Here is a 26,414-nt window from a genome sequence, read left to right as displayed (position 1 = left end):
CGCATGATTCCCCTCGAACCGACCCCGATCCACGTGCCCGACCAGGTCCTGGACGACCTGAGGGTACGGCTGAGCCTGACCCGCCCACCGCTGGAGGAGGACGGCGACTGGTCCTACGGCGTCCCCCGCGGCTACCTGAACGAGCTGGTCACCTACTGGCGCGAGGAGTACGACTGGAGGGAGGCCGAGGCCGCGATCAACGCCTACGAGCACTACCGGGTGACCGTGGACGGCACCCCGGTGCACTTCATGTACAAGGCGGGGGCAGGACCCCGGCCGGTTCCGCTGATCCTCACCCACGGCTGGCCGTGGACGTTCTGGCACTGGTCGAAGGTCGTCGACCGGCTCGCCGACCCCGCGGCCTTCGGCGGCGACCCGGAGGACGCCTTCGACGTCATCGTGCCCTCCCTGCCCGGGTTCGGGTTCTCCGGTCCGCTCCCAGGGAGCCACGACGTCAACTTCTGGAAGGTCGCCGACCTGTGGCACAGCCTCATGACCGGCGTCCTCGGCCACTCCAGATACGCCGCGGGCGGGTGCGACATCGGCGCCCTGGTCTGCGGTCAGCTCGGCCACAAGTACGCCGCCGAGCTGTACGGCATCCACATCGGCTCCGGCCAGAAGCTCACCCTCTTCAACGGCGACCGGGCCTGGGACCTCGCCCAGGGCGCGCCCATCCCCGAAGGGGCGCCCGACTCCGTCCGCGAGCGGATCCTCGCCCTCGACCGGCGCTTCGCGGTGCACCTGGCCGTGCACATGCTCGACTCAGGCACCCTCGCCCACGCGCTGAGCGACTCACCCGCGGGCCTGCTGGCCTGGCTCCTGGAACGCTGGACGGCCTGGAGCGACAACGGCGGCGATGTCGAGACCGTCTTCGACCGGGACGACCTGATCACGCACACGATGATCTACTGGGTCAACAACGCGATCGGCGCCTCGATGCGCTACTACGCCAACGCCAACCGGCACCCCTGGGCGCCCTCCCACGACCGAGAACCCGTCGTCGAGGCCCCGACCGGCATCACCTTCGTCGGCTTCGAGAACCCGCCCGGCGTCACCACCGACCGGCGGGTGCGCTCCTTCCTCGACGGCGACCGGGCGGGCTGGTACAACCACGTCAACCTCACCGCCCACGACCGGGGCGGCCACTTCATCCCCTGGGAGATCCCCGGCGCCTGGGTCGACGACCTGCGCCGCACCTTCCGCGACCGCAGGCCCTGAGGCCCTGCGGTCCTGGGCCCGTGCCCGGCACGGGCCCGGGACCGTGTGACGGTACGGCTCAGCCCTCGATCAGCGCCATGCTCGGGTAACGATCACCCTTGACGCTGTCCGGGGGCACGGCCGCGTCGAGCGCGGCGAGCTGGTCGGCGGTCAGGGTGACGTCAACCGACGCCGCGTTCTCCTCCAGATAACGCAGCCGCTTGGTGCCGGGGATGGGGATGACGTCCTCACCCCGGCCCAGCAGCCACGCCAGGGAGAGCTGGGCCGGAGTGCAACCGGCCTCCTCGGCGATCTTGCGGACCTCGGCGGCGAGCTCCTCGTTGCGCGAGCCGTTCTCCCCGGCGAAGCGGGGAAGATACCTGCGGAAGTCGTCGTCGGGAAGCCGGTCTCCCGTGCCGAGGCCGCCGAGCAGTCCCCTGCTGATCGGAGAGTAGGCGACGAGCGCGACGCCGAGCTCCCTGGCCGCGGGCAGGATCTCCGTCTCAAGACCCCGGGCGAACAGTGAGTACTCACTCTGCAGCGCGGCGATCGGGTGCGTGGCGTGGGCCCTCCTCAGGGTGTCCGCGCTCACCTCCGACAGGCCGATCCGGCCGACCTTGCCCTGCGCGACCAGCTCGGCCATCGCGCCGACGGTGTCCTCGATCGGCACCTGCGGGTCACGGCGGTGCAGGTAGTACAGGTCGATGTGGTCCACGCCGAGCCTCCTGAGCGAGGCCTCGGCCGCCTGCCTGACGTAGCCGGGGCTGCCGTCGACCCCGCGCTCCTCGCCCTCCCCTCTGACGACGCCGAACTTGGTGGCCAGCACCACCTCGTCCCTGCGGCCCCTGATCGCCCGGCCGACCAGTTCCTCGTTGTGGCCCCTGCCGTACATGTCGGCGGTGTCGAGGAAGTCGATCCCCAAATCGAGCGCGCGACGGATGACCGCGACCGACTCGGACTCGTCGGCCTGACCGTAGAATTCCGACATCCCCATGCAGCCGAGTCCGATGGCCGAGACCTCCGGCCCGTTCTGACCAAGACGACGCCTGTTCATGTGAACTCCTGTGCCCTGTAGAAGTCGATCAAGTGATCGAGGCCCCTGTGTTCGGGGCGGCCCCGGTGTCCCACGATGTCTCTTCGAGCGCGCTCAAGGTCAAGTCTCGGGTAGCCCCAGCTCTACCCTGAGAAGGGCTACCCTGATGAGGTCTGCCCTACCCTGGGTGGTCTTCTCCCAGTTCAGCGCCCTGGGGTGACGAACGGCCCCCTGAAGGTGACCCCACCCCGCCCCGGGGTTCCTCCGGGAAGGCTCAGGGATCACTGGGGACCGTCTCCGGTACTGCGGAACGAGGCCGCTCGCCAAGGTTGAACCCATGGCACGTCAGGCTTTTGCGGGATCGAAGATGCTTGTGGGCGGTTACGTGGCGATCGGCGCCGGGGCCGTGACGATGACGGGACTTCACCTGGTCACCGGGCTCGACCCGGTGCACACGGTGATCAGTGAATACGCCTTCCAGACCGACGGCTGGCTGCTGCCCGTCTCCCTGGGCCTCTTCGCCGCGGCCGCGACCACGTTCGGCGTCCTGCTCGCCCGGCGCGGTGAGGACCGGGGGGCCGCGACGCTGATCGCCGTCTGGGGGCTGTGCATGCTGCTGATCGGCGCCTTCCCCACGGACAAGCCCGGTGTGCCGCTGTCGATGTCCGGCGGCATCCACAGGTACGCGGCGTTCGTGGCCTTCCTGGCGATGCCGCTGGCGGGCCTGATCCTGGCCAGGAGGTACGCGAGCAGCCCGTACTCCCGCCCGGTCCGGCTGCTGAGCCTGGCCTCCCTGGGCGTGCTGGTCCTGGTGGTCGCCCCCTACGTCGTACGGATGCTCGGCATCGACCTGACCAACGACGACATCCCGGCCGGGGTGACCCAGCGGCTGGTCGTGCTCTTCGAGGTCGGGGTGCTCGTGATGCTCGGCCCGGTGCTGCGGGCCTGCCACAGCCGGGAGCGGGCCACCGCCAGGGACGCAGTCAGGGCCACCGTCCAGGCCACGGTCCCGGCCTCTCCGGCGGGCGTGGCCGTACGGGGGGACAGGGGGCAGGGCGCGCCCGCTTCCATGGCGCTTCGATAGGCGGTTCTTGAGTGGGTGACCTGCGGTTCAGCGGAAAACATCTGTTTTGTCGCCCATCTGCCGTACGCTCCCGGAAAATCGATCGACCGAATCGACCGAGAGGTGTGGCATGGCGGCGCGGAGCACGTACCTGGAGCTGTCCGAGGACGGCGGAGGCTCCCACAAGTTCTACGAGGTCGTGCACGACGGGCTGCAGGTGACCATCAGCTACGGCCGCATCGGCGACTCGGGCCAGACCAAGATCTCCTCGTTCACGACCGAGGAGAAGGCCGCGGCCGCGGCCGCCAAGAAGATCGCGGAGAAGGTCAGGAAGGGCTACGCCCCGGCCGTGCGCGGGGTGCGGCAGCGCCGCTCGGTCACCCGGCGCAGCGTGGAGAGCGTCCGCTCGACCGCCTCCCAGGCCCCGGTGCTGTGGCGCTTCGCCAGTGGAGCCGCGGCCTTCGGCATCTTCGTCGACTCGGAGCGCTGCTGGGTCGGCAACCAGAACGGCGACGTCTACACCGTCACCCACGGCGGCACCGTCACCGGCCGTTTCCGGCTGCCCGATGGGGTGAAGTGCATCGTCGCCGACGACTTCTGGATCTACGCGGGCGCCGACGACGGCAAGGTCTACGACCTCAGCGGGAAGGTGCCCAGGGTCGCCTACGAGATCGCCGACGACGTCGACATCTACTGGCTGGACATCCACGACGGCGTGCTCGGCGTGTCGGACAGGGCGGGCCGGATCACCACGATCGACCACGAGGACGAGTTCCAGTGGGCACGCAAGGGGCGGGGCGAGTACGCCTGGATGGTCCGCTGCGACGACGACGCCGTCTACCACGGTCACTCCACCGGCGTGGCACGCTACGACGCCGCCGACGGCAAGCCGGTCTGGGAGACCGGTGTCGCGGGCGCGGTGCTGTTCGGCTGGCAGGAGGCCGACTCGGTCTACGCGGGCACCGGCCGGGGCGCCGTGCACAGGCTCGCCAAGTCGGACGGCAGGACCGAGGCGGTCTACCGCTGTGACGCCACCGTCTTCTCCTGCGCGACCGCCCCCGGCGGCCGGTACGTCTTCGCCGGCGACAACCACTCCTCGATCTACTGCTTCGACCAGAGCGGCGAACGCCTGTGGAAGCTGGGTACGGGCTGCGGCTCGGCCTTCTCCATGCAGTACCTCGACGACCGCCTCTACATCGTGACCACCGACGGCACCCTGGCCTGCATCGACGCCACCGAGGAGGCGATCAGGGCGGCCCAGGCGGGCACCGTCCCCCAGGCGGTCGACGTCAAGGCCGCCGCGAGCCTGGCCGCGGTCGAGCCGGTCGCGACGCTGGAGACCGTGGTGTTCGACGCCGTCACGGACGCCGCGGGCGGCGTGGTCGTCGAGTGCTTCAGGGAGGGTGACCGGCTGCGGGTGCGGGTCGTCAGTGAGGGCTACGACCCGCGCTGGAACGTGCAGTTCCCCAAGGAGGTGCGCGAGGCGGGTGCCCGCTACCTCGTCGAGGGCGTCCGCCAGTCGGCGCGGGGCGGCTTCTACCGTGCCTACGGCGACATCAGGCGCCTGCTCTGACCTCACCGCCCGCGGGCCCGGCCGGGAGACACAGCGGGCCCGCGGGAATCAAACAGCCGCGGACTCGGCGGGAAGGACACAGCGGGCCCGGCGGAAGAGCCGCCGGGCCCGCGTCGCCGTACGGCTAACGCCCTGAGTCGGAGCCGCCGAGACCGGCCCGGCGCAGGGCGTCGGCCATCGCGCCGCCCGGCGCGCTCCGCCGGTCGCCGCCGCGCTCCTGCCGCTGCCTGCCGCCGCCGTTCTCCCTGCCGCCACGCTGACGGTCGCCACCCTGCCCCCTGGGGGCGCCGCCCTTCGCAGGCCCCTGGGCGGGCTCGTCCTCAAGGCGGAGGGTGAGCGAGACGCGCTTGCGCGGGATGTCGACGTCGAGCACCTTCACCCTGACGATGTCGCCGGGCTTGACCACCTCGCGCGGGTCCTTGACGAAGTTGCGCGACAGCGCGGAGACGTGCACCAGGCCGTCCTGGTGCACGCCGACGTCGACGAACGCCCCGAAGGCCGCCACGTTGGTGACGACGCCCTCCAGCAGCATGCCGGGCTTGAGGTCCGACAGCTTCTCCACGCCCTCCTTGAACGTCGCGGTCTTGAAGGCCGGACGCGGGTCACGGCCCGGCTTCTCAAGCTCGGACAGGATGTCGCTGACGGTCGGCAGACCGAAGGTCTCGTCAACGAAGTCCTGCGGCCGCAGCGAACGCAGCACGGTGCCGTTGCCGATCAGCCGGGTGATGTCGCCACCGGTCGCCGACAGGATGCGCCGTACGACCGGGTAGGCCTCCGGGTGCACGCTTGAGGCGTCGAGCGGGTCGTCGCCACCGGGGATGCGCAGGAAGCCCGCGCACTGCTCGAAGGCCTTGGGGCCGAGCCTGGCGACGTCCTTGAGCGCCTTGCGGGAGCGGAAGGGGCCGTTGGCGTCGCGGTGCTGGACGATGTTGTCCGCCAGCGTCGAGCCGATGCCGGAGACCCGGGTCAGCAGCGGGGCCGAGGCGGTGTTGACGTCGACGCCGACCGCGTTCACGCAGTCTTCGACCACCGCGTCGAGCGAGCGGGACAGCTTGGTCTCCGCGAGGTCGTGCTGGTACTGCCCGACGCCGATCGACTTGGGGTCGATCTTGACCAGCTCGGCCAGCGGGTCCTGCAGGCGGCGCGCGATCGAGACGGCGCCGCGCAGCGAGACGTCCAGCCCGGGAAGCTCCTGGGAGGCGAAGGCGGAGGCCGAGTAGACCGAGGCCCCGGCCTCGGAGACCACGATCTTGGTGAGTCCCGGGACCAGCTTGACCAGCTCGCCGGCGAGCTTGTCGGTCTCCCGAGAGGCGGTGCCGTTGCCGATGGCGACCAGCTCGACGTCGTGCCGCTTGGCCAGTGCGGCCAGCGTGGCCAGCGACTCGTCCCAGCGCCTGCGCGGCTCGTGGGGGTAGATCGTGTCGGTGTCCAGCACCTTGCCGGTCGCGTCGACGACCGCGACCTTGACGCCGGTGCGCAGCCCCGGGTCCAGGCCCATGGTGGCGCGGCTGCCCGCGGGGGCGGCCAGCAGCAGGTCACGCAGGTTGGCGGCGAAGACGCGCACCGCCTCGTCCTCGGCCGCCTGCCACAGGCGCATCCGCAGGTCGATGCCCAGGTGCACGAGGATGCGGGTGCGCCAGGCCCAGCGGACGGTGTCGGCAAGCCACTTGTCGGCGGGCCTGCCCTGGTCGGAGACGCCGAAGCGGTGCGCGACGCGCCCCTCGTAGGTGCCGGTCGGCTCGGGCTCGGGCTCAAGGGTGAGGGTGAGCACCTCCTCCTTCTCGCCCCGGAACATCGCCAGGATGCGGTGGGAGGGAAGCTTGGTGAACGGCTCCGCGAAGTCGAAGTAGTCGGAGAACTTCGCGCCGCCCTCCTCCTTGCCCTCGCGGACCGCCGCGACCAGGCGGCCCTTGGACCACATCCGCTCACGCAGCTCGCCGACCAGGTCGGCGTCCTCGCTGAAGCGCTCGACCAGGATCGCCCGCGCCCCGTCGAGGGCGGCGGCGGTGTCGGCGACCCCCTCGCCGACGAACGCGGCGGCGGCCGCCTGCGGATCGACGGACGGGTCGTTCAGCAGGCCGTCGGCGAGCGGTTCGAGCCCGGCCTCCCTGGCGATCTGCGCCTTGGTGCGCCGCTTCGGCTTGTAGGGCAGGTAGATGTCCTCAAGGCGGGCCTTGGAGTCGGCCGCCGCGATCTGCGCCGCCAGGGCGTCGTCGAGCTTGCCCTGGGAGCGGATCGACTCCAGGATCGCGGCACGCCGTTCCTCAAGCTCACGCAGGTAACGCAGACGCTCCTCAAGCGTGCGGAGCTGCGCGTCGTCGAGCGCCCCGGTGACCTCCTTGCGGTAGCGGGCGATGAACGGCACGGTGGCCCCGCCGTCGAGCAGCTCGACCGCCGACTGCACCTGCCGCTCGCGCACCCCCAGCTCTTCGGCGATCCGCTGATGAATAGACGTCGTCACGATCTCTCTTCCCTTGTGATGGCAGCCACCAAGCTACCGCGTGACGGGCGGCGCCGACCTCGGGGAAGGCGGATCGAACGGGACGGTCAGAGCCGGGCGCGATCCCGGCGGAAAGGGGTCAGCCGTGTCCACTCGACGGTCGCCTCGGCGGCGTTCCCGCCGGGCGTCCCGGTCACCCAGTGGGCGAGCTGGGGCCGTTCCCTGCTGTCCTGGACGACCCAGGTGACCCCGGTGTCCGCGCCGTCGCGGAACAGGCGGGCGACCCCGGCGCTGTCCACGTCGACCCGCCACGTCGCGAGCGCTCCCGCACCGCCGAGGGGGTGGACCCGTTCCCAGACGGCCGAGCCCTTGCGCATCGTCCAGACCCCGCCGCGCTGGACGGTCAGCATCAGCCTTCTCGCGCCGTTGGCCACCTTCGCGCCGAGGCAGACGCCGGCGCCGGTGCGCGGGTCGAGCGCGCTGTCGTCGTCGACCCGCCCCCTGAACTCCAGGGTGAAGTCGCACCCCCTGGAGACGTCGAGGGGGCGCCAGGCGTGGGAGGGCACGGGGCCGGTGCTCCTGAGACGGATCCGGCCCGCGTCGATCCGCGCCCCGCCGGTGAGCGTCCAGTCGCCGGTCGGCAGGTCGCCGTCAGGGAAGGGGCGGGAGATGTCGAGCCTGGCGACCTTGATGTTGGTCTGGTTGTGCTCCCAGACGACCACGAGACGGCCGGGTTCGTACTCGTCGGCGCTGGGGTAGACGTCCCACCCCCTGGCCGCCCCCCTGGTCAGCCTGGGGCCGTCGGCGAAGAGCCGTCCGGGCTCCCACGGTTCGCCGGGACGCCTGACCTTGTAGTGCAGGACCTCGCGGTACTGGTCGGGCTTGGCGGCCGAGGGGCCGGTGAACGGCCCGGCGAAGGTGTTGTAGATCGCGAGGTGGCGGCCCTGGGAGTCGCCGCAGAAGAACGTCTTGACGTAGTAGTTGGGCAGTTCGGGGTCCGGTCTCATCGGCGACCACGTCAGCCCGCCGTCCCGGCTGACGGCCGTGGCGCAGTAGGCGGCGTTCGCGCGGTAGTGGGCGTCCCGTTCGGCGGGGGAGGTCCCTCCGGTCAGGTCGAGGGTCCTGGCCACCATCACGATCGCGCCCGGCTCGTCCTGGGACGGAGCGATCTGCGGCTCCTCGACCGCGACGCCCGGCGGGTTCTCCGCCAGGCCGCCGGAGGTCCAGGTGACCAGGTCCGCCGAGCGCAGCACTCCCGCCCTGGTCGTGTTCCCCGCCCGCCGCCAGTACGGCACCAGCCACAGTCCGTCGTGCCTGAGCGGTCTGCCCGCGACGACCACCCCCCTGGCGTTGCCGGGCACGTCGACGACGACGGGGAGGTCGGCCCAGGACACGCCGCCGTCGAGGCTCCGCTTCGCGGTCATCGTGACGGGGAAGCCGTCGAGGTCGCCGGAGGGGTCGCGGTCCTCGGCGACCGTGATCCGCCCGAGCAGCGCGTACAGCGCGTCCCCGTCCTTCAGGAAGATCACGTAGTGGTAGCGGTGGACGGCGGTCGCCCCGGCCAGCGTGCCGACCGTCCAGGTCCTCCCGCCGTCGGCCGACCTGGCGTACATGATGGAGCCCTGGTCGGTCGGCGCCGGGTCGCGGGGGTCACCCACCCCGGCCCGCCAGGCGACCACCAGGCGCCGGGCGTCGAGGGCGACGATGTCGGGGACCCGGTTGCCCTCGTGCGCCAGCTCCCCGTCGGGGGTCCGTTCCGCGACGCCGTACACGATGACGGGGGTGGTGACGTCCGATCCGACGGCTTCGGTGTCCGGCCAGGCCATGGAGCACAGCGAACAGGTGCCGGATGGCCGGGGGGTTGCCGGGAGGTTACGTCCCGGTGGTCATGATGGCTTCCCCTGGGCGCCGTGTCCTGCTTGACGCCGATCGTCCCGTCGGCGAGGGTTGTCAGCCAGAGATCATCCGGTGAGGGGACGCCATGGCACCGACTCCGGCCCGCCTGTGGCGTTCCAGGCCCGTACGTCTCACCGCCGTCGCGGCTCTCGTGCTCGGCGCGGGCGTGGTGGCGCTGACCACGGGTGCCCGTACGGCCCCCGCCCCGATGGGGGAGGTCCTGCCGGTTCCCGTCTCGGTACGGCCCGCGGCGGACGCCTCCTACACGCTGCCGCCGGACGCGGTCGTCCACACCGAGGCGGGCTCCGCCGAGGCGGCGAAGGTGGGCGCCTACCTCGCCGGGCTGCTGCGCCCCTCGACCGGCTACGCCCTGCCGGTCGTCCAGGACGGGGGAGGTAAGGGGATCTCGCTGCTGCTCACGGGGGCGGACCCGGTCGTCGGCTCCCAGGGGTACCGGCTCGACGTGACCGGCGAGGCCGTGGTCATCCGCGCCAGGACGGGCGCCGGGCTCTTCAACGGGGTGCAGACGCTGCGCCAGCTCCTGCCGCCGAAGGTCGAGAGCCCGACCGCCGTGCCGGGGCCGTGGACGGTACGGGGCGGGCGGATCGTGGACTACCCGCGCTTCCCCTACCGGGGCGCGATGCTGGACGTGGCCCGCCACTTCCTCCCGGTCGAGACGGTCAAGCGGTACATCGACCGGATCGCCCTCTACAAGATCAACCACCTGCACCTGCACCTCTCCGACGACCAGGGCTGGCGCATCGCCGTGGACAGCAGGCCGAGACTGGCCGCGTACGGCGGGCGCACCCAGGTCGGCGGCGGCCCGGGCGGCCACTACACCAAGGCGCAGTACAGGGAGATCGTCGACCACGCGGCGCGGCGGTACGTCACGGTCGTCCCCGAGATCGACCTGCCCGGCCACACCAACGCGGCGCTGGCCTCCTACGCCGAGCTGAACTGCGACGGCAGGGCCAGGCCGCCCTACACCGGGACCGACGTCGGGTTCAGTTCGCTGTGCACCACGAAGGAGGAGGTCCACACCTTCGTCAAGGACGTCCTGGGAGAGGTCGCCGCGCTGACCCCCGGCCCCTATCTGCACATCGGCGGCGACGAGGCACGGGCCACCCCGACCGCCAGGTACGCCGCGTTCATGAACCGGGTCCAGCCGATGGTCGCCGCGACGGGCAAGACGGTCGTGGGCTGGCACCAGATCGGCGAACCCGGGGTGCGCCACCAGGAGGGACGCGTCCTGCAGTACTGGGGGCGAACCGGCTCAGACCCGCTGGTGGCCGAAGCCGTGGCCCGGGGCGCCCGGGTGGTCATGTCACCGGCGAACCGGGCCTACCTCGACATGAAGTACGACCCGGAGACCGTGCCGGGCCAGAAGTGGGCGGGCTACGTCGAGGTGCGCGACGCCTACGACTGGGACCCGGGCTCCCACCTGGAGGGCGTGCCCGCCTCGGCCGTGCTCGGCGTCGAGGCGCCGCTGTGGACCGAGGCGATCTCGACGGAGGAGGAGATCGAGTACATGGCCTTCCCCCGGCTGCCCGCCGTCGCCGAACTCGGCTGGTCGCCCGGGGCCACCCACGACTGGGCGGCCTTCGCGCGCCGCCTCGGCGCGCAGGGGCCCCGGTGGGCGGTCATGGGCATCGACTTCCACCGATCACCGCAGGTCAGCTGGGACGAACAGGGCGACTGAGCCCGTTCCCTCCGGAGGCCGCCCGGGACGAACAGGGCGGCCGAGCCCTACCGTGCGGCGAGCTTCTCAAGCGCCTGCCCGGTGATCCGGTACGGGATCCACTCCTGCTGGGGCCCGGCGCCGAGCGAGACGTAGAACTCCGCGGCCGGGGTGTTCCAGTCGAGCACCTGCCATTCGAGCCTGCCGTACCCCCGCGCCACGCAGAGGCGGGCCAGCTCGGCCAGCAGCCGCCTGCCGTACCCCCGCCCCCTGGCGGACGGGAGGACGAAGAGGTCCTCAAGGTGGATGCCGTGCCTGCCGAGCCAGGTCGAGTAGGTGACGTACCAGATCGCGAAGCCCACGACCCGTCCCTCGTCGGGGTCCTGCGCGACGTGGCAGAACACCGCGGGCTCGGGGCGGAAGAGGGCCTCGTGCAGCTGCTCGGGCGTGGTCTCGACCTCCCGCAGGGCCTTCTCGTACTCGGCGAGGCCGCGGATCAGGTCGACGATCGCCGGGACGTCCTCCGGCGTTGCGGGACGAATCATGCCCGCAGTCTAGGGTCACGGGCCGGGCGGCCCGGCGTGGCCGTACCGGGGGTGCGTCCCGTAGGTTGTCTGGTCACACACGGGATGTCGGAAACGTCGGGAAAGGCGGGCAACCATGCGGGAAGAGCCGACCGGTGAGCGGTTGACGGAGCTCAGGCGGAGGTTCGACGCCATCGACGCCGACGGGGACGGCTTCGTCACCGAGGAGGAGTTCGGCGCTCACTTCCCCGGCCTGCCCGCGGAGGCCCTCGGCTCGCTGAACCGGGACGCGGACGCCGACGGCGACGGGCGGCTGTCCTTCGAGGAGTTCGTCAGGATCGTCGCCGGCGACTGACGGGTGGCCCTTCGAAGATCGCTTTCAGGGGGTCGGGTAGTGTGACGATACCTGGACCACCAACGGATCTCTCGGTGAGGACATGGCCATTCGCCCGGACAGACGGACGGACCTCGACGGGTCCCCCGTTCTCGTCCCGGCCGGTGAGCCGGGGCGGACGGTCCGCGCCGCGGGGGACGACCCCCGTGGCTGAGACGACCCGTGGCGAGGCGCGCAGGACGTCCTTCCCGATCGGGGATGACCTGTCCGAGATGCGGCGCCGGGCCAGGGAGTTCCTCGCGGCGGCGGCGCTCGGCGAGCTGCGGGAGACCAACTTCGTCCTGGCCATCAGCGAGGCCGCGAACAACGTGCTCGACCACGCGGGCACCGAGGGCCTGGTCGTCCTGCGCTGTGACGCCGAGCGGGTCGTCGCGGAGATCATCGACGAGGCGGGACTGCTCACCGACACCGGGGCGGGACGTGTCCAGCCGCCGATCGGCTCCCGCAGGGGCTACGGGCTGTGGCTGATGCGGGAGATGTGCGACTCGGTGGAGATCCTCACCGAGCGTGGCGCCTCGACGGTACGGCTGACCATGCTGCGTTCCTGAAGGTTCCTGAGGGTTCCTGAAGGCCACCGGGAGGGTCAGTCGCGGGAGAGCGGGTCGCGTCGTTCGCTGATCAGCGTCGCGCACCTGCGCACCCGGGCCTCGTTGAACGTGCGGGCCCCCGGGATCTGCAGCAGGCTCGCGCGCAGCGTCTCGTAGACCTCCTCGACGGGGTGCCCCTCGTGTGAGGCGCCGACCCGGCGGATCACCTGGGAGGCCCGGACGTCGAAGCCCGCCTCACGCGCGGCGGCGCCGGGCACCACGTCGCGCAGCGCGGCGTTGTCCATCGTGATGCGGACACGACGCATCCCTGGCTCCCCCTGTGGGCTCGGCCTACCTGGCCCGATCACCCTAGGAAGCCGTGCGGGGCCCGCGACGTCGTCGTTGCCGTGTCACGGCCCTTTCGTCGACGGGTCTTTACCCGTTCAGCGGGGGGTGGGGACGCTCTCCCCGAACACCCTCATCTGGGACTCCTGCACGTCCCGGTCGATGGGGAACGCGTCGGCCAGCCTGGTCAGTTCGAGCATCCGGCCGAGCACCCCGTGCACGCCCGCCAGACGCAGCCAGCCGTTGAGCTCGTAGGCCCGCCGCAGCGTCGTGAGCAGGGTCCAGACGCCGCTTGAGTCACAGAAGCCGAGTCTCGTCGTGTCGATGATGACGCGCGACTGTCTCCGCGTCAGCACCTCGGTGAGCGTCTCCTCAAGCCGTGGGGCCGATGTTTTGTCGAGATCGCCGTCGAGCGAGACCACGGAGAACCGTGGATGGTCGTTCACGGTGACGGAAAGCCGTGTCATGATGCCCCGCTGTCTACCTCAGCCTGAGACAGCGCCCTTATGGGAGCCGTGCGAAGACGGAAACCACTCCAACCACCGTACGCCCATGGCTGAGGACAGTTCAACGGGCGGGCAGGAACGGCGGACGGTCAGCGGACGGCCCGTCCCCGGCGGGAACCCGCGTAGGCGGCGAGCCGGGTCGCCTGCAGCCGCTCCGAGGGCCGCAGCGCGGGGTGGCTGTTCAGGACCGGGTCGAATCCCGGCGGATCACCGGCCTGGTCCGGCAGGGGGGTGTGGACGCTCAGCCGTACCAGGGGACGTCTGTCCGCGCCGTCGACGCCGAGGGTGAACTCCAGCGGCCCGTCCGCGACGGCCTCCCCGAGGAGGGCGGGTACGGCGGGCACTCCGGCGGCCGGGCCGTGCCCGACGGCGAGGAAGCGCAGCGGTTCCCCCGCGCGGTCGTAGGCCAGGATCGTCGAGTAGACCCCGGGGACGAAACGGCGCCGGGGCAGGGGCAGCAGGCCGGGCCACAGCGCCGAGCACAGCAGCAGGTCGAGGTCGCCCCCCGCCCCGCCCGCCCCGGGCAGCCGTACGGCCAGGCCGAGCACGTCGGGCAGGGGAGCGGGCAGGAGCCCGGCCCTGGACAGGCGGACCAGCGCGGGATGGTCGCCGGGTCCGTCGAGGGCGGGGACGCCGAACATCGGATGGTCAAGCGGGCGGAGCGTGGCGTGGAAGGTGGCGCCGTCCGCGAAGATCGCGCGTTCGCCGCGCGCGGAGGCGAGTCCTCGCGCGAGGGTCCCGGCGGCGGCCCTGAGGGTGGCCCTGGCAGTGGCTCCGACGTTGGCTCCGACAGTGGCCCCGACGTTGGCCCCGACGGTGGCTCCGGTGACGGTTCCCGCGACGGGCCCGGTGGCGGTGCCGGCCGCCCGGCCGGTGTGGGTCGTCCGCATCCGCTCCCCCTGTCGTCGTGCCCACCGTTACGGATACCCGCCGGTCGGGCGTGAAACAGGCGGGACGTGCGGGGGGAGGCCGTCTCGCCGGAGGTGACCGTGGAGACGGCGAGATCCCGTCGTACCGTCCGTCCCTAGGCGCCGGCGAGCTGTCCGGCGGGGTGGAGGTGGCCTCCCTGCTCGTCGTGGTGGTCGGCGTCCGCGTCGTCGAACCAGACCCCGCCGTCGGCGAGGTAACGGAAGCGGATCGGCTGCTGGGACGGGACGGTGAGGGTCACCTGGTAGGTGCCGTTCTCCTTGCGCTCCATCGGGTGGGCGTAAGGGTCCCAGCCGTTGAAGTCGCCGACCAGTGAGATTCCGCCGACGGCCCGGTCGGACGGCACGGTGAAGGTGAGTCTGACCTTCCCGTTCTTGGTGGGCTTACCACGCTTGATCATCGAGTCTCTCCTGACATCACTGTCTCCGTAGGTAACCGACCGTGATCGGCCAGGCGGCACGGGCCTCGGCCGCGACCCTCACCTGTGGGCCGCGATCAGGAAGCCGACATCCGGGTCACGACTGGCGGTAACGATCCACATGGATGGTTACCGCCAGTCATCGATCGGCAACATGGGGTGGTGAGTTTTGGCCGGGTTCACGTCCGACCTTGACTGGATCGTGATGCTCGGGTGGTTCGGGTTAACCTGCCGATGCTCGTGGAGATGGTCGGCGGAGTCCACGGTGCGGGTGGTTCGATAAAGATGTCCCGTGGACATCACTCCTATCTCGCCATCACACCTCGTCGAGGACCTCGCCGACCGGATCGCCGCGGGACCCCGTGCCTCCTGGGTGCGGGTGGCTCTCGACGGCGCGCCCGCCGCGCGCCCGGAACGGCTGGCCGAGGAACTGGTCGCCCCGCTGCGGTTGCGCGGGCGCGAGGTCATGCGGGTGTCCGCCGGTGACTTCCTGCGTCCGGCGTCGCTGCGCTTCGAGTACGGCAAGACCGACCCCGACGCCTTCTACACCGACTGGCTCGACGTCGGGGCCCTGGGCAGGGAGGTGCTCGGCCCGCTGGAGCCGGGGCGTTCGGGCAGGGTCCTGCCCACGCTGTGGGACGTCAGGACCGACCGGGCGACGCGTGCGCCGTACGTCACCGTGCCGCCGGGCGGGGTGCTGCTGCTGGACGGCGCCCTGCTGCTCGGCAGGGGGCTCGCCTTCGACCTGACCGTGCACCTGTGGCTCTCGCCGGGCGCGCTGGCCAGGCGGACGGAGGAGGGGGCGCGCTGGACGCTGCCCGCCTACGAGCGTTACGAGCGGGAGGTCGGGCCGGTCGGTGCCGCCGACGTCGTCGTCCGGATGGACGACCCCCGGCATCCCGCGCTGGTCGGACAGAGATGAGACGGCAGAGGTGAGACAGGGGTGGGGGCGGGCGGTGGTCGGCCGCCCGCCCGGCCGGGTCGTCAGACCCCGGTGCGCGAGGGCATCCTGCCCTCGGCGTAGCCCGCCTCGATGAGTTCGTCGCGCGTGCCGTGCGTTTCCCTGGAGGAGATCTCCGGGCCGTGGGTCTCCTCGATGCGCAGGGCGACGCCCAGTGCGAAGAAGGTCGGCGCCCACTGGCCGACGAAGATGCCCCAGCGGTCGGCCCGGTCGATTCCGGCGTGCTCGGCCGAGCGGGACGCCACCCAGGACGCCACCGACAGGCCGATCGACGCGAAACCCGCGGCGTACATGGTGCCGGACTTCACGCCCATCTTGCGAAGCATGTTGATCATTGTTCCCCCCGATGAGTGTTCGCTGGTATCGGTACCCTTTCGGGTTTTGTGTAACCAAATGTCCCGATCGGGGGGTGTGTTCTAGAGGTCGCCGACCTGTTTGAGCAGGCGCTCCCGCCGTTCCTCAAGCTCGTCCGCGAGGGCCTCCTGCTGGTCGGCCATGGAGATCAGCGCCGACCGGTCCATGGCGTCCGTCGGGCCGAGGTCGCCGACCTGTTCACGCAGCCCGGCGACCTCGGAACGCAGCCTGGCCAGGTCCTCTTCGACCTGGCGGAGTTCATCGTGGATGCTCATCCGCTGTCCATACCCCCATCCGGGGGGCCGATTCCACGCCCTACTCCACGGGGCGTAGCCGAGGGGCCCTCCCCGGTGGGATTCCCGCACCGGGGAAGCGGACGAGGCTTGGACCATGCGCCCTCATCAACGGTTCTGGTACGGCGTCGCGGCTCTGCTGCTCGCCGGGAGCGCCTTCCACCTGGCCGTCTACGCCGTGGACGGCGGCGGCTGGGCGGGGCCGGTCTCCTGGCGCAAGCCGATCCTGTTCGGCTTCTCCTTCGGTCTGACGCTGGCATGCCTGGTCTGGGTCACCGGCAGGCTCAGGCCGCCTCCCGCGCGGCCCCGGCTGCTGCTGGGCGCGCTCGGCACGGCCTGCGTGGTCGAGGTGGCGCTGATCGACCTCCAGCGCTGGCGCGGGGTGCCCTCCCATCTGAACTTCGGCACCCCGTTCGACACGGCCGTCTCGGCCGTGCTGGCCGTGACCGCGTTCGCCGGGCTGATCCCGCCGATCGTGGTCATCGCGGTCCGGGCCTTCCGGGGGCTCGACGCCTCGCCGAGCATGAGCCTGGCGATCAGGGCGGGGCTGGCCGTACTGCTGCTCAGCCAGGTCGCGGGCGGGGCGCTGATCGCCAACGGCAGGATCATCGGGCTGCCGCCGGACCGAACCGACCTGTCGATCCTCGGCGCGGCCGGTCAGCTGAAGGTCCCGCACGCGGTCACGCTGCACGCCCTGCAGGCGCTGCCCGCGCTCGCGGCGCTGCTCACCCTGACCTCCTGGGGTGAGCGCGCCAGGACGCGCCTGGTCGCCCTGGCCGTCGCGGGGTACGGCGGGCTCGTCGTGGTGAGCGTGCTCCAGGCCGTCCAGGGGCTCGCGCCGGCCGACCTCACCCCGCTCTCGGGGGCCGTGCTACTGGCGGCGGTGGCGGCCCTCGGCGTCGCGGCCGCGGCGGCACTGGTACGGCTGGACGCGCGCCGGGTCAGGGCGCTGGTCAGGCCGTCGGCGGGGACATTGGTCGGACGAAACGCCCGAAATGCATAGAACGCATGGAATATGCGAGGTTTGCACGACATGCGAGGCGTAGGGGATTAACGAAAAAGACGAACGCTTTCGAACACCACCTTAAGTCTCCATTAGGGAAAGATCCCATGTCATCCAGATATCCAATGTGTGGACAAGGCTGCCAAAGTTGTACTATCCGCGTCTGGAACAGAAGCCGTTGCACCGTCCTCGGGTGACAGGGAGCAAGCCATGGGCATACAGCATGCCGAAGACGGTGCGATGGGTGGTGTCCTCGCCTACTCGGGCGGGAGCAGTCCGACCATCCTGAGGATCCTCCTCGGCACGCAGCTGCGGAGACTGCGCGTGGCCAGGGGCGTCTCCAGGGAGGACGCCGGGTACGCCATCCGCGCCTCCCATGCCAAGATCAGCCGTCTTGAGCTCGGGCGGGTCGGCTTCAAGGAGCGCGACGTCGCCGACCTGCTGACCCTGTACGGCGTGATCGACCCCGCAGACCGGGACCCGCTGCTCGCGCTGGCCAGGCAGGCCAACGCCCCCGGCTGGTGGCACAAGTACGGTGACCTGCTGCCCGGCTGGTTCCAGGTCTACGTGGGCCTGGAGGAGGCCGCCTCCGTCGTCAGGAGCTACGAGGTCCAGTTCGTCCCCGGACTCCTGCAGGGCGCCGACTACGCCCGCGCGGTCATCATGCTCGTCCACGGCACCGCCTGCGCCGAGGAGATCGACCGCCGGGTCTCCCTCAGGCTGGCCAGGCAGGAACGGCTCAGCAGGCCGAACGCGCCCATCCTGTGGGCCGTGGTCGACGAGGCCGTGCTGCGCCGTCCCATCGGGGGGCCGCAGGTCATGGCCGCCCAGCTCGACCACCTGCTCCGGGTCACCGAGCTGCCCAACGTCAGGCTGCAGATCATGCCCTTCCACCGGGGCGGGCACGCGGCGGCGGGCGGCCCGTTCTCCATCCTGCGCTTCCCCGACAAGGACCTCCCCGACGTGGTCTACATGGAGCAGCTCACCAGCGCGCTCTACGTGGAGAAGCGGGAGGAGACCGACCACTACACGCAGGTCATGGACAGCCTGTGCGTGCAGGCCTACTCGATCTCCGACAGCAGGCGCTTCCTCGGCGAGCTGCGCGAGCGGCTGCCGTACTGATCAGGCCGGTTCCGCGCCGCCCTTCCTGGCCACCCCGCCGAGCACGATCATGCTCGTCGGGCGGGACGGCATCCGGGGGTGCCACGTCGCCACGTCGACCAGGCCCGGTTCGACCAGGTCGAACCCGTCGAAGAACGGCAGGATCTCCTCGTGCCTCCTCAGGGTGACCGTGACCGGACCGCCGGCGAGCGCGGCGCGGGCCCGCGCGACGGCCTCCTGGTCGCCCTCCGCGCTCGGGTGGCTGACGGCCAGGAGGCTCCCCTCGGGCAGGCGCTCACGCAACGGTCCGAGGACGCGTTCCGGCGTCTCGCCGGGGAACAGCTGCAGCACCGAGAGCAGCAGCACGCCGACCGGTTCGCCGAAGTCGATGAGCCGCAGCAGGTCGGGGTGGTCCAGCACGGTCCCGGGGCTCCCGAGGTCGGCACGGATGGAGACCAGCAGGGCGTCGGTGGCCAGGAGCACGTCGTTGTGGACCGAGACGACGGGGTCGTTGTCCACGTAGACGACCCGCGCGTCCGGGTGGGTCTCGCGGGCGACCTCGTGCACGTTCGGTGAGGTGGGGATGCCCGCGCCCAGGTCGAGGAACTGCCGGATTCCCGCCCGCGCCATGTACTCGACCGCCCGGCTGAGGAAGCTCCGGTTCGCCCTGGCCAGCACGGGATAGTCGGGCATCTGGGCGACGATCCTGTCGGCGTACTCGCGGTCCGCCGCGTAGTTGTTCTTGCCGCCCAGCACGTAGTCGTACACGCGCCCCACGTGGGGGGTGCCGGCGTCGATGCCGTCGGGCGGGGACTGGTCGCGGCTCACGCGGCGAGTGTAATCACCTCATCCTTAAACGATCTAGGGCGCCTCCGGGGTCTGACCTTCCTTACCGATCCGTGAGGAAGCAGTCGTTCCGCTTGTCAGGACTCGGGAAGCGGCCCACATTCTGAGCACCGGAACCGACGAATCCGCAGCTCAGGAGGCCTGGTTTGTTCGCCCCCCGTCTTTTTCCAGCTGTCGCCCTCTCTTTTTCCGTGGCCCTCGCACCCGCCCTCGCCCCAAGTGCGGCCACCGCCCGGACCCGGGCGCCGATCACCTCGATGGCCTCGCTCGGAGACTCCATCACCCGTGGCTTCAACGCCTGCGGCTTCTACCTCGACTGCCCCTCCCGATCCTGGTCGACGGGTTCGTCCTCGTCGGTGAACAGCCTCTACCTGAGGCTGAAGGAGGACAACCCCGACATCGTCGCGCACAACGACGCCAAGACGGGGGCCAAGGTCGCCGAACTGCCCGGCCAGGCCGAGAAGGCGGTCTCCCAGCAGGCCGGATACGTCACGATCCTGATCGGGGCCAACGACGCCTGCACCGCCTCCGAGGAGGACATGACCTCGGTCGCCGACTACGAGGCCGCCTTCCGTACGGCGCTGCGGACCCTGAGCGGCGGCCTGCCCGAGGCGGAGATCCTCGTCGCCAGCATTCCCGACGTCCGGCGGCTGTGGGAGGTCGCCAAGGACAAGACGGCCGCCCGCGTGGCCTGGGCCACCCTGCACATCTGCCAGTCGCTGCTCGAACGGCCCCGCTCGAACGACCCGGAGGACGTGGCCAGGCGTGAGCGGGTGCACGCCAGGGTCGTCGACTTCAACCTGGTCGCGGAGAAGGTCTGCGCCGAGTACCCCACCTGCCGCCACGACGCCGGAGCGGTCTTCGACCGGCGTTTCGAGCTGTCCGACATCAACGCCTGGGACTACTTCCACCCCAACGCCGGCGGCCAGCGCCTGCTCGCCGAGCTGGTCCACGCGGCGGACGATCGGTGAGCCGGTGGGCCGGCCACACACCGTGACCGGCCCGGCGATCCGACCGTTCCGCGACGAGGCGAGGGCGTTCCCGGGGGAGTCATATTCCCCGGGGGCGCCCTCGCCGCTGTCAAAAGGCGTTCTTACTTGAAAGTGTCTTTAAAGTTGGCGCCGATTCGTCAATGCGGCACACCAGCGTCGAGAGAGAAAGTCCTGCAAAAGGGGGCTTGTAACGCTCCAGCAACGCGTGGTTCACTGTCGCCGTCTCGGCAATTGTAAGTAAACTTTCCAGTAAGTGCGTCATAGTTGGGTGGTAAGCCATGGAACAGATCCAGCCGCTCTCCTACGGGCAGGAACGGCTCTGGTTCCTTCACCGCTTCGACCCCCGCGACCACTCCTACAACACCTGCCACGCCTACCGGCTACAGGGCGAACTCGACGTCCCCGCCCTCGAAGCCGCCTTCGCGGCGGTCGTGCGCAGGCACGAGACCCTGCGCACCCGCTTCGACGAGATCGACGGCAGGCCCGCCGCCGTGGTCCTGCCCGCCGGGACCGTGACGATCGACCGGTTCGAGGCCGGCTCGGAGGAGGAGGCCAGGCGGATCGTCGCCGAACGGGCCAACGCCCCCTTCGACCTGTCCGCGGCGCCGCCGGTGCGGGCCTCGCTCGTCCGCCTCGGCGCGCAGGACCACGTCCTGGCCGTGACACTGCACCACATCATCGCCGACGGCGCCTCGGTCATCGTGCTGCGCGACGAACTGGCCCACCACTACGCGGGCCGCGACCCCCTGCCGCCGCTGGCCCTGCAGTACGGCGAGCACGTCCGTGAACAGCGCGCCAGACAGGACGAGGCCGACGTGACCGAGTGGGCCGCGCGCCTGTCGGGCGTCCCCGCGCTCGACCTCCCCACCGACAGGAAGCGCCCTCCGCAACGCAGCGGCGACGGCGCCGAACTGGTCTTCGGCCTGCCCCCGGAGCTGGTCGCGCGGGTCACGGAGTTCGCCCGCGCCCGGCGGGCCACGCCGTTCATGGTGCTGCTGACCGCCTACCAGGTGCTCCTGTCACGGCACAGCGGCCAGACGGACTTCTGCGTCGGCACCCCCGTCGCGGGCCGCGACAGCACCGAGCTGGAACCGATGATCGGCTTCCTGTCCAGGATGCTCATGCTGCGGGCCGACCTGTCGGACGAGCCGTCCTTCGACGAGGCGCTCAGGCGCACCCGCAGGACCGTCATCCAGGCCATGGGCGCCTCCGACGTGCCGCTCGAACGGCTGCTCGGCGAACTCGGCCTCGAACGCGACGCCAGCAGGACCCCGCTGTTCCAGACGATCTTCGCCCTGCACACCCAGAGCGGCGAGGTGAGCGAGGGCCCGCTGCCCGGCCTGCGCGAGGAGTCCTTCCCGCCCGGCTGGGCCGCCGCCAGGACCGACCTGTCCCTCGACCTGTGGCCCCTGCCCGACGGAGGCCTGTCCGGCTCCCTCGTCTACAGCACCGACCTGTTCGACCGGGAGAGCGCGGAACGGCTCGCCGCCCGGCTGCCCGTCCTGCTCGCCGCCGCGCTCGACGCGCCGCACACGCCCGTCGGCACCCTGGACATCCTGCCCGACGGGGAACGCCGGTGGCTGCTGGACAGGGCGAACCCCGCGGAACGGCCGAGCGAGACGCTGGCCGACATGTTCCTCACCCAGGTGGCCGCCCGGCCCGACGCCGTCGCCGTCACCGCGGAGAACGGCCCCGGCCTCACCTACGCCGAACTCTGCGCGAGGGCGACCGCGCTGGCCGTACGGCTGCGCGAGGCAGGCGTCGGCAGGGGGTCGCTGGTCGCGGTCAGGGTGCGCAGGGGCCCCGGCACACTGGTCGCGCTGCTCGGCGTCACCCTGTCCGGCGCGGCCTACCTGCCCGTCGACCCCGCCTACCCGCAGGCGCGGGTGGACTACGTGACCGAGGACTCCGGCGCCGCGCTCGTCCTCACCGACGACGACCTTCTCGACCTGCCCCCGGCGGACCCGGCCGTCACCCTGCCCCGTCCCCACCTGGACGACACCGCCTACGTGCTCTACACCTCCGGCTCGACCGGCCGTCCGAAGGGCGTGGCCGTACCGCACTCCGCGCTGGCCAACACGCTGCTGGCCATCGGCTCCCTGGTCGGAGCCCGCCCCGAGCACGCCTGGCTCGCCCTCACCTCGATCGCCTTCGACATCTCCGCCATCGAGCTGTACCTCCCGCTGGTCACCGGGGGCAGGGTCGTCGTCGCCGAGGACGCCAGGGACGGCACCGCGGTCGCCGAACTGGCCCGCAGGGCCGGGGTCACCCACGTCCAGGCGACGCCGTCCGGCTGGCGCGTCCTGCTGACGGGCGACCTGCCGAAGGTCACGGGCGTGACCGCCGGGGAGCCGATCCCGCCGCAACTGGCCAGGGAACTGCGGTCCAGGACGAACCGCCTGATCAACGGCTACGGCCCGACCGAGACGGCGATCTACTCCACCACGTGGGACATCCCCGTGGAACCGTACGAGATCGTGATCGGGCGGCCGATCACCGGGAACACCGTGCACATCCTCGACCCCGCGGGCGGCCTGGCGCCGCTCGGCGTGCCGGGCGAGCTGTTCATCGGCGGCCTCGGCGTCGCCGACGGTTACCTCGGCAGGCCCGCCCTCACCGCCGAACGCTTCGTGCCCGACCCGTACGGCGGGCCGGGGGAGCGCCTCTACCGCACCGGGGACGTGGGCCGCTGGCTGCCGGACGGGACGATCGAGTTCCTCGGCAGGACCGACAACCAGGTCAAACTACGCGGTCACCGGATCGAGCTCGGCGAGGTCGAGGCCGTCCTGGAGACCCACCCCGCCGTACGGCAGGCCGTGGCCACGGTGCACGAGGAGACCCTGGTCGCCGTCGTCGTCGCACCCGATCTGCCGGGCACCGGCGCCCTGCGCGAGCACATGGCCGCCCAGCTTCCCGGCTACCTGGTGCCGCAGTCGTTCGTCGTCCTGGAAGAACTGCCGCTGACCCCCAACGGCAAGGTCGACCGCAAGGCGCTGCCGGCGATCCTGACCGGGGCCATGCGGGAGCTGACCACCGCGGACACGACGCCGCCGCGCACCCCGAACGAGCGCCTGGTCGCCGAGGTGTTCGCCGAGGTGCTGGGACGCGAGACGGTCGGCGCGCACGACGACTTCTTCGCCCTCGGCGGCCACTCCCTGCTGGCCACCATGGTCACCGCCCGGCTGCCGGTGCGCGTCCCGGTGCGGGAGGTGTTCACCAGGCCGACGGTCGCGGCGCTCGCCGAACTGCTGGACACCGAGGACACCGGCCTCGGCGACGTGCCCGTCCCGCGCCCCGCGGGGATGACGCCGCCGCTGTCGCCCGGGCAGGAGCGGCTGTGGTTCCTCAACCGGTTCGACCCCGCGGGCAACGCCGCCTTCAACATCAACCTCGTCCTGCGGCTGACCGGTTCCCTCGACGTCGAGGCGCTCGGCAGGGCCTTCGACGGGGTCGTCGCCCGCCACGAGACCCTGCGCACCCGGTTCCCCGAGGTGGACGGCCAGCCGGTCGTGGTGATCGACCCGCCGAGGCCGGTGGAGATCGAACACCTCAAGGGGGACGCGACGACACTCGTCCCCGAGCGGGTGAACACCCCCTTCGACCTCACCGGGGAACCGGCCGTGCGGGTCACGCTCATCGAGCAGGGCCCCGACGACCACGTCCTGTGCGTGGTCGCCCACCACATCCTCGGTGACGGCTGGTCGCTGAACATCCTGCGCGACGAACTGGCCGTGCTGTACTCGGGAGGCTCGCTGCCCCCGGTGCCGCTGCAGTTCGGCGACCTGGTCGTGTGGCAGCGCGGGCGGGACTCCTCGAAGCTGTTCGACTACTGGAGCGCCCAGCTGGCCGACCCGACCCCGCTGGCCCTGCCGACCGACCGGCCGCACGCGGTCGGCGGCACCAGGCACGGCGCCGTCGTGGGCTTCAGGCTCGACCCGGCGGAGGCGGACGCGCTCGTCGCGATGGGCCGCCGCAGGGGCGCGACGCTGTTCATGACCCTGCTGGCCGCCTACCAGGTCCTGCTGTCCCGGCACAGCGGCCAGGACGACATCCTGGTCGGCACCTCGAACGCGGGCAGGGACACCGTCGAGCTGGAGTCGGTCATCGGCTACATCACCGACGTCCCGGTGCTGCGCGGCGACCTGTCGGGCGACCCGACGTTCACCGAGTTCCTCGCCGCGACCCGCGCGACCGTGCTCGACGCCTTCGCCAACCAGGGGCTGCCGTTCGAGGAACTGGTCGGCTCACTCCAGATCGAACGCGACCTGACCCGCACCCCCGTCTTCCAGACGATGGCGGTCCTGCACACGGAGAACTCCGGGCGGGTGCCCAAGCCCTTCCCCGGGCTGTCGGCGGGCCAGTTCTCCGGGGGCCGCGCGCAGGCCAAGTTCGACCTGATGCTTGAGGCCTGGCACGACGCCGGGGACCTGTACGTCGAGCTTGAGTACGACACGACGCTGTTCGAACGGGCGACCGCCGAGGCGTACGCCACCCGCCTGGAGACCCTGCTGCGCGGGATCATCGCCGACCCCGACCGGCGCCTGTCCGAGCTGCCCATGCTCACCGAGGCCGACGAGGCCTTCCTCGCCACCGCCTCGCGCGGACCGGCGCTGACCGCCCCGGTGCCGGTGCCCGAACTGCTCGCGCGGGCCGTGCGGGAGCGCGGGGACGCCCCGGCCTTCGGCTGCGCCGGACGGGTCGTCACCTACCACGAGCTGGACGAACTCGCGGAGAAGGCCGCCGCGGGCTTCGAGAGGGGACGGATCGCCGTCGTCCCGGTCGACCGCACCCCGGAGGGCGTCGCGGCGCTGCTCGGGGCCTGGCGTGCGGGCGCCGCCTACCTGCCGCTCGACCCGGCGCTGCCCGAGGAGCGGCGCGCCTTCGTCGAGGAGGAGATCGAGGGCGTCGCGGCCGAGGGGGTCGCCTACGTGATCTACACCTCGGGCTCCTCGGGGACGCCGAAGGGCGTGCTCGTCGAACACGACGGCCTGGCCGCCCGGGTCGCCTGGATGACGGGGGAGTACGGACTCGGCCCCGACGACCGGGTCGTGCAGTTCGCGACCCTGAGCTTCGACACCCACGCCGAGGAGATCTACCCGGCGCTGGCGGCGGGGGCGCGCCTCGAACTGCTGCCCGAGGGCGCGGTGACCCTGCCCGACCTGCTCGCCACGCCGGAGGGGAGCAGGGTGACCGTGCTCGACCTGCCCACGGCGTACTGGCACCACCTGGTCGGCCAGATCGACGAGATCGCCTGGCCGCCCGCGCTACGGCTGGTCATCCTGGGCGGGGAGGAGCTGAAAGCCGACGCGGTCGCCAGGTGGCGCGAACGCTTCGGCGACCGGGTGCGCCTGGTCAACACCTACGGCCCGACCGAGGCGACGATCATCGCGACCGCCGCCGAGATCGCCGGGCCGGGCGCGCGCGTGGGGGAGACGGGGGAGCGGCCCCCCATCGGGCGGCCCATCGGCGGCGTCCACGCCGCGATCCTCGCCGAGGACGGCTCGCTCGTGCCGCCCGGCGCCCCCGGCGAGCTGTGCCTTGGCGGCTCGGGCCTGGCCAGGGGCTACCTGCGGCGCCCCGGCCTGACCGCCGAGCGCTTCGTGCCCGACCCGTACGGCGCGCCGGGTGAGCGCCTCTACCGCACCGGCGACCGCGCCCGCTGGCGTCCCGACGGGAACCTGGAGTTCCTCGGCCGGATCGACGACCAGATCAAGGTGCGCGGTTTCCGGGTCGAGCCGGGCGAGGTCGAGGCGCGCCTGCTGGCCCACCCCGCCGTACGGCAGGCCGTGGTCACCGCCGTGGAGGACACCCTCGTCGGCTACGTCGTGGTGGCTGAGGACGGAGGCGTGGACCCGGTGGCCGAGCTGCCCGGCTTCCTCGCCGGGAGCCTGCCGTCCTACCTGGTCCCCTCGGTGTGGGTGACGCTCGGCGAGCTGCCCCTGACCCGCAACGGGAAGGTGGACAGGAAGGCGCTGCCCGCGCCGTCCATCGACCGGCGCGCCCCCTCGGTGCCGCCGAGGACCGACGCCGAGCAGCTGGTCGCCGAGGTCTTCTGCGAGGTGCTCGGCGCCGCGGAGGTCGGCGCGCTCGACGACTTCTTCGCCATCGGCGGTCACTCGCTCCTGGCCACCCGCGTCATCGCGCGGATCAGGGCCATCACCGACATCGACATCCCGATCCGGGCGATGTTCGAGAACAGCACGGTCGCCGGTCTGGCCGGTCTCGTCGAGGAACTGCTCCTGGCGGAGATCGCCGGGCTCTCCGACGAGGAGGTCGCCCGCCTCGCCCAAGGGGCCTCCTGACCGGCCGGGACCCCATCCACGGAAAGGCCGCCGCCCGGTCC

The 26,414-nt window shown here is 71.6% G+C and carries 23 protein-coding genes; 11 read left to right on the top strand and 12 right to left on the bottom strand.

What is annotated here, in order from left to right; translation table 11 throughout:
- Window positions 1-3: 3 nt before the first annotated feature.
- Complete coding sequence (locus ABZ470_RS00935; RefSeq protein ID WP_362909142.1) at window positions 4-1,218, top strand: alpha/beta fold hydrolase; 1,215 nt, start codon at window positions 4-6, stop codon at window positions 1,216-1,218.
- A 58-nt stretch (window positions 1,219-1,276) separates the two neighbouring features.
- Here the strand turns inward: ABZ470_RS00935 and ABZ470_RS00930 are convergent, their stop codons facing one another.
- Window positions 1,277-2,251, bottom strand: coding sequence for an aldo/keto reductase (locus ABZ470_RS00930; RefSeq protein WP_362909140.1), 975 nt, complete (start codon window positions 2,249-2,251; stop codon window positions 1,277-1,279).
- A gap of 346 nt (window positions 2,252-2,597) precedes the next feature.
- Here ABZ470_RS00930 and ABZ470_RS00925 point away from each other — a divergent pair, with 346 nt between their 5' ends.
- Window positions 2,598-3,314 carry a DUF998 domain-containing protein gene (locus tag ABZ470_RS00925; RefSeq protein ID WP_362909138.1) on the top strand — a complete coding sequence of 239 codons (717 nt, stop codon included), beginning with the start codon at window positions 2,598-2,600 and terminating at the stop codon, window positions 3,312-3,314.
- A 109-nt stretch (window positions 3,315-3,423) separates the two neighbouring features.
- Entirely contained in the window at window positions 3,424-4,866 is a 1,443-nt protein-coding gene (locus ABZ470_RS00920) for a WGR domain-containing protein (protein WP_352010567.1), read from the top strand.
- Between the two features lie 124 nt (window positions 4,867-4,990).
- On the opposite strand, the gene ABZ470_RS00915 is transcribed toward ABZ470_RS00920, so the two are convergent.
- Window positions 4,991-7,327, bottom strand: coding sequence for a Tex family protein (locus ABZ470_RS00915; protein WP_362909136.1), 2,337 nt, complete (start codon window positions 7,325-7,327; stop codon window positions 4,991-4,993).
- 86 nt (window positions 7,328-7,413) lie between these two features.
- A complete protein-coding gene (locus ABZ470_RS00910; RefSeq protein WP_362909134.1) occupies window positions 7,414-9,132 on the bottom strand; it encodes a sialidase family protein in 1,719 nt (572 codons plus the stop codon).
- Between the two features lie 155 nt (window positions 9,133-9,287).
- On the opposite strand from ABZ470_RS00910, the gene ABZ470_RS00905 reads away from it, so the two are divergent.
- Window positions 9,288-10,901 (top strand): beta-N-acetylhexosaminidase, encoded by a 1,614-nt coding sequence (locus ABZ470_RS00905; RefSeq protein ID WP_362909132.1) that lies wholly within the window; start codon window positions 9,288-9,290, stop codon window positions 10,899-10,901.
- 47 nt (window positions 10,902-10,948) lie between these two features.
- Here the strand turns inward: ABZ470_RS00905 and ABZ470_RS00900 are convergent, their stop codons facing one another.
- Window positions 10,949-11,425: a GNAT family N-acetyltransferase gene (locus tag ABZ470_RS00900; protein WP_362909130.1), complete on the bottom strand. Its 477-nt coding sequence runs from the start codon at window positions 11,423-11,425 to the stop codon at window positions 10,949-10,951.
- A gap of 115 nt (window positions 11,426-11,540) precedes the next feature.
- Here ABZ470_RS00900 and ABZ470_RS00895 point away from each other — a divergent pair, with 115 nt between their 5' ends.
- A complete protein-coding gene (locus ABZ470_RS00895; protein WP_362773604.1) occupies window positions 11,541-11,759 on the top strand; it encodes an EF-hand domain-containing protein in 219 nt (72 codons plus the stop codon).
- A gap of 185 nt (window positions 11,760-11,944) precedes the next feature.
- Window positions 11,945-12,346, top strand: a complete 402-nt coding sequence (locus tag ABZ470_RS00890) for an ATP-binding protein (protein ID WP_362773601.1) — start codon at window positions 11,945-11,947, stop codon at window positions 12,344-12,346.
- A 35-nt stretch (window positions 12,347-12,381) separates the two neighbouring features.
- Here ABZ470_RS00890 and ABZ470_RS00885 read toward each other — a convergent pair whose 3' ends face one another.
- From ABZ470_RS00885 to ABZ470_RS00870, 4 genes are all read right to left on the bottom strand, one after another.
- Window positions 12,382-12,651 carry a hypothetical protein gene (locus ABZ470_RS00885; RefSeq protein ID WP_352010574.1) on the bottom strand — a complete coding sequence of 90 codons (270 nt, stop codon included), beginning with the start codon at window positions 12,649-12,651 and terminating at the stop codon, window positions 12,382-12,384.
- Window positions 12,652-12,768: 117 nt separating this feature from the next.
- The gene (locus tag ABZ470_RS00880; protein WP_352010575.1) at window positions 12,769-13,137 is read right to left on the bottom strand and encodes an STAS domain-containing protein; all 369 of its coding nucleotides are present in this window, start codon (window positions 13,135-13,137) and stop codon (window positions 12,769-12,771) included.
- Between the two features lie 128 nt (window positions 13,138-13,265).
- Window positions 13,266-14,066 carry a hypothetical protein gene (locus tag ABZ470_RS00875; protein ID WP_362909128.1) on the bottom strand — a complete coding sequence of 267 codons (801 nt, stop codon included), beginning with the start codon at window positions 14,064-14,066 and terminating at the stop codon, window positions 13,266-13,268.
- A gap of 134 nt (window positions 14,067-14,200) precedes the next feature.
- Window positions 14,201-14,503 carry an isoamylase early set domain-containing protein gene (locus tag ABZ470_RS00870; protein ID WP_362909126.1) on the bottom strand — a complete coding sequence of 101 codons (303 nt, stop codon included), beginning with the start codon at window positions 14,501-14,503 and terminating at the stop codon, window positions 14,201-14,203.
- Window positions 14,504-14,813: 310 nt separating this feature from the next.
- On the opposite strand from ABZ470_RS00870, the gene ABZ470_RS00865 reads away from it, so the two are divergent.
- Window positions 14,814-15,443, top strand: coding sequence for a uridine kinase (locus ABZ470_RS00865; protein ID WP_362909124.1), 630 nt, complete (start codon window positions 14,814-14,816; stop codon window positions 15,441-15,443).
- A 62-nt stretch (window positions 15,444-15,505) separates the two neighbouring features.
- On the opposite strand, the gene ABZ470_RS00860 is transcribed toward ABZ470_RS00865, so the two are convergent.
- Entirely contained in the window at window positions 15,506-15,808 is a 303-nt protein-coding gene (locus tag ABZ470_RS00860; protein WP_352010579.1) for a hypothetical protein, read from the bottom strand.
- Window positions 15,809-15,898: 90 nt separating this feature from the next.
- Window positions 15,899-16,111 (bottom strand): hypothetical protein, encoded by a 213-nt coding sequence (locus ABZ470_RS00855; RefSeq protein WP_352010580.1) that lies wholly within the window; start codon window positions 16,109-16,111, stop codon window positions 15,899-15,901.
- 115 nt (window positions 16,112-16,226) lie between these two features.
- Between ABZ470_RS00855 and ABZ470_RS00850 the strand changes: the two genes are divergently transcribed.
- Window positions 16,227-17,132, top strand: a complete 906-nt coding sequence (locus tag ABZ470_RS00850; protein ID WP_362909122.1) for a hypothetical protein — start codon at window positions 16,227-16,229, stop codon at window positions 17,130-17,132.
- Window positions 17,133-17,372: 240 nt separating this feature from the next.
- On the top strand, window positions 17,373-18,254 hold the full coding sequence (locus ABZ470_RS00845; protein ID WP_362909640.1) for a helix-turn-helix transcriptional regulator: 882 nt from the start codon (window positions 17,373-17,375) through the stop codon (window positions 18,252-18,254).
- Here ABZ470_RS00845 and ABZ470_RS00840 read toward each other — a convergent pair whose 3' ends face one another.
- Window positions 18,255-19,061: an SAM-dependent methyltransferase gene (locus ABZ470_RS00840; RefSeq protein WP_362909120.1), complete on the bottom strand. Its 807-nt coding sequence runs from the start codon at window positions 19,059-19,061 to the stop codon at window positions 18,255-18,257.
- Between the two features lie 275 nt (window positions 19,062-19,336).
- Between ABZ470_RS00840 and ABZ470_RS00835 the strand changes: the two genes are divergently transcribed.
- Window positions 19,337-20,050 carry an SGNH/GDSL hydrolase family protein gene (locus ABZ470_RS00835; protein WP_362909118.1) on the top strand — a complete coding sequence of 238 codons (714 nt, stop codon included), beginning with the start codon at window positions 19,337-19,339 and terminating at the stop codon, window positions 20,048-20,050.
- Window positions 20,051-20,159: 109 nt separating this feature from the next.
- On the opposite strand, the gene ABZ470_RS00830 is transcribed toward ABZ470_RS00835, so the two are convergent.
- Entirely contained in the window at window positions 20,160-20,333 is a 174-nt protein-coding gene (locus ABZ470_RS00830; RefSeq protein WP_362909116.1) for a hypothetical protein, read from the bottom strand.
- A gap of 16 nt (window positions 20,334-20,349) precedes the next feature.
- Here ABZ470_RS00830 and ABZ470_RS00825 point away from each other — a divergent pair, with 16 nt between their 5' ends.
- Entirely contained in the window at window positions 20,350-26,373 is a 6,024-nt protein-coding gene (locus ABZ470_RS00825) for an amino acid adenylation domain-containing protein (protein ID WP_362909114.1), read from the top strand.
- The last annotated feature ends 41 nt before the right edge of the window (window positions 26,374-26,414 follow it).

The organism is Streptosporangium sp. NPDC020072, from assembly GCF_040631445.1.
Taxonomy (GTDB): domain Bacteria; phylum Actinomycetota; class Actinomycetes; order Streptosporangiales; family Streptosporangiaceae; genus Streptosporangium.
The sequence above is the reverse complement of the archived record's forward strand: the minus strand, read 5'-3'. Positions and strand labels throughout refer to the sequence as shown.

Excerpts from the sequence above, each read along its gene's own strand:
- ABZ470_RS00935 (WP_362909142.1), top strand. The coding sequence starts at position 4 with ATGATTCCCCTCGAACCGACCCCGATCCACGTGCCCGACCAGGTCCTG.
- ABZ470_RS00885 (WP_352010574.1), bottom strand. The coding sequence starts at position 12,651 with ATGCGTCGTGTCCGCATCACGATGGACAACGCCGCGCTGCGCGACGTG.
- ABZ470_RS00930 (WP_362909140.1), bottom strand. The coding sequence starts at position 2,251 with ATGAACAGGCGTCGTCTTGGTCAGAACGGGCCGGAGGTCTCGGCCATC.
- ABZ470_RS00920 (WP_352010567.1), top strand. The coding sequence starts at position 3,424 with ATGGCGGCGCGGAGCACGTACCTGGAGCTGTCCGAGGACGGCGGAGGC.
- ABZ470_RS00850 (WP_362909122.1), top strand. The coding sequence starts at position 16,227 with ATGCGCCCTCATCAACGGTTCTGGTACGGCGTCGCGGCTCTGCTGCTC.
- ABZ470_RS00870 (WP_362909126.1), bottom strand. The coding sequence starts at position 14,503 with ATGATCAAGCGTGGTAAGCCCACCAAGAACGGGAAGGTCAGACTCACC.
- ABZ470_RS00905 (WP_362909132.1), top strand. The coding sequence starts at position 9,288 with ATGGCACCGACTCCGGCCCGCCTGTGGCGTTCCAGGCCCGTACGTCTC.
- ABZ470_RS00910 (WP_362909134.1), bottom strand. The coding sequence starts at position 9,132 with ATGGCCTGGCCGGACACCGAAGCCGTCGGATCGGACGTCACCACCCCC.
- ABZ470_RS00900 (WP_362909130.1), bottom strand. The coding sequence starts at position 11,425 with ATGATTCGTCCCGCAACGCCGGAGGACGTCCCGGCGATCGTCGACCTG.
- ABZ470_RS00895 (WP_362773604.1), top strand. The coding sequence starts at position 11,541 with ATGCGGGAAGAGCCGACCGGTGAGCGGTTGACGGAGCTCAGGCGGAGG.
- ABZ470_RS00845 (WP_362909640.1), top strand. The coding sequence starts at position 17,373 with ATGGGTGGTGTCCTCGCCTACTCGGGCGGGAGCAGTCCGACCATCCTG.
- ABZ470_RS00855 (WP_352010580.1), bottom strand. The coding sequence starts at position 16,111 with ATGAGCATCCACGATGAACTCCGCCAGGTCGAAGAGGACCTGGCCAGG.
- ABZ470_RS00875 (WP_362909128.1), bottom strand. The coding sequence starts at position 14,066 with ATGCGGACGACCCACACCGGCCGGGCGGCCGGCACCGCCACCGGGCCC.
- ABZ470_RS00880 (WP_352010575.1), bottom strand. The coding sequence starts at position 13,137 with ATGACACGGCTTTCCGTCACCGTGAACGACCATCCACGGTTCTCCGTG.
- ABZ470_RS00925 (WP_362909138.1), top strand. The coding sequence starts at position 2,598 with ATGCTTGTGGGCGGTTACGTGGCGATCGGCGCCGGGGCCGTGACGATG.
- ABZ470_RS00860 (WP_352010579.1), bottom strand. The coding sequence starts at position 15,808 with ATGCTTCGCAAGATGGGCGTGAAGTCCGGCACCATGTACGCCGCGGGT.
- ABZ470_RS00830 (WP_362909116.1), bottom strand. The coding sequence starts at position 20,333 with ATGACGCACTTACTGGAAAGTTTACTTACAATTGCCGAGACGGCGACA.
- ABZ470_RS00825 (WP_362909114.1), top strand. The coding sequence starts at position 20,350 with ATGGAACAGATCCAGCCGCTCTCCTACGGGCAGGAACGGCTCTGGTTC.
- ABZ470_RS00835 (WP_362909118.1), top strand. The coding sequence starts at position 19,337 with ATGGCCTCGCTCGGAGACTCCATCACCCGTGGCTTCAACGCCTGCGGC.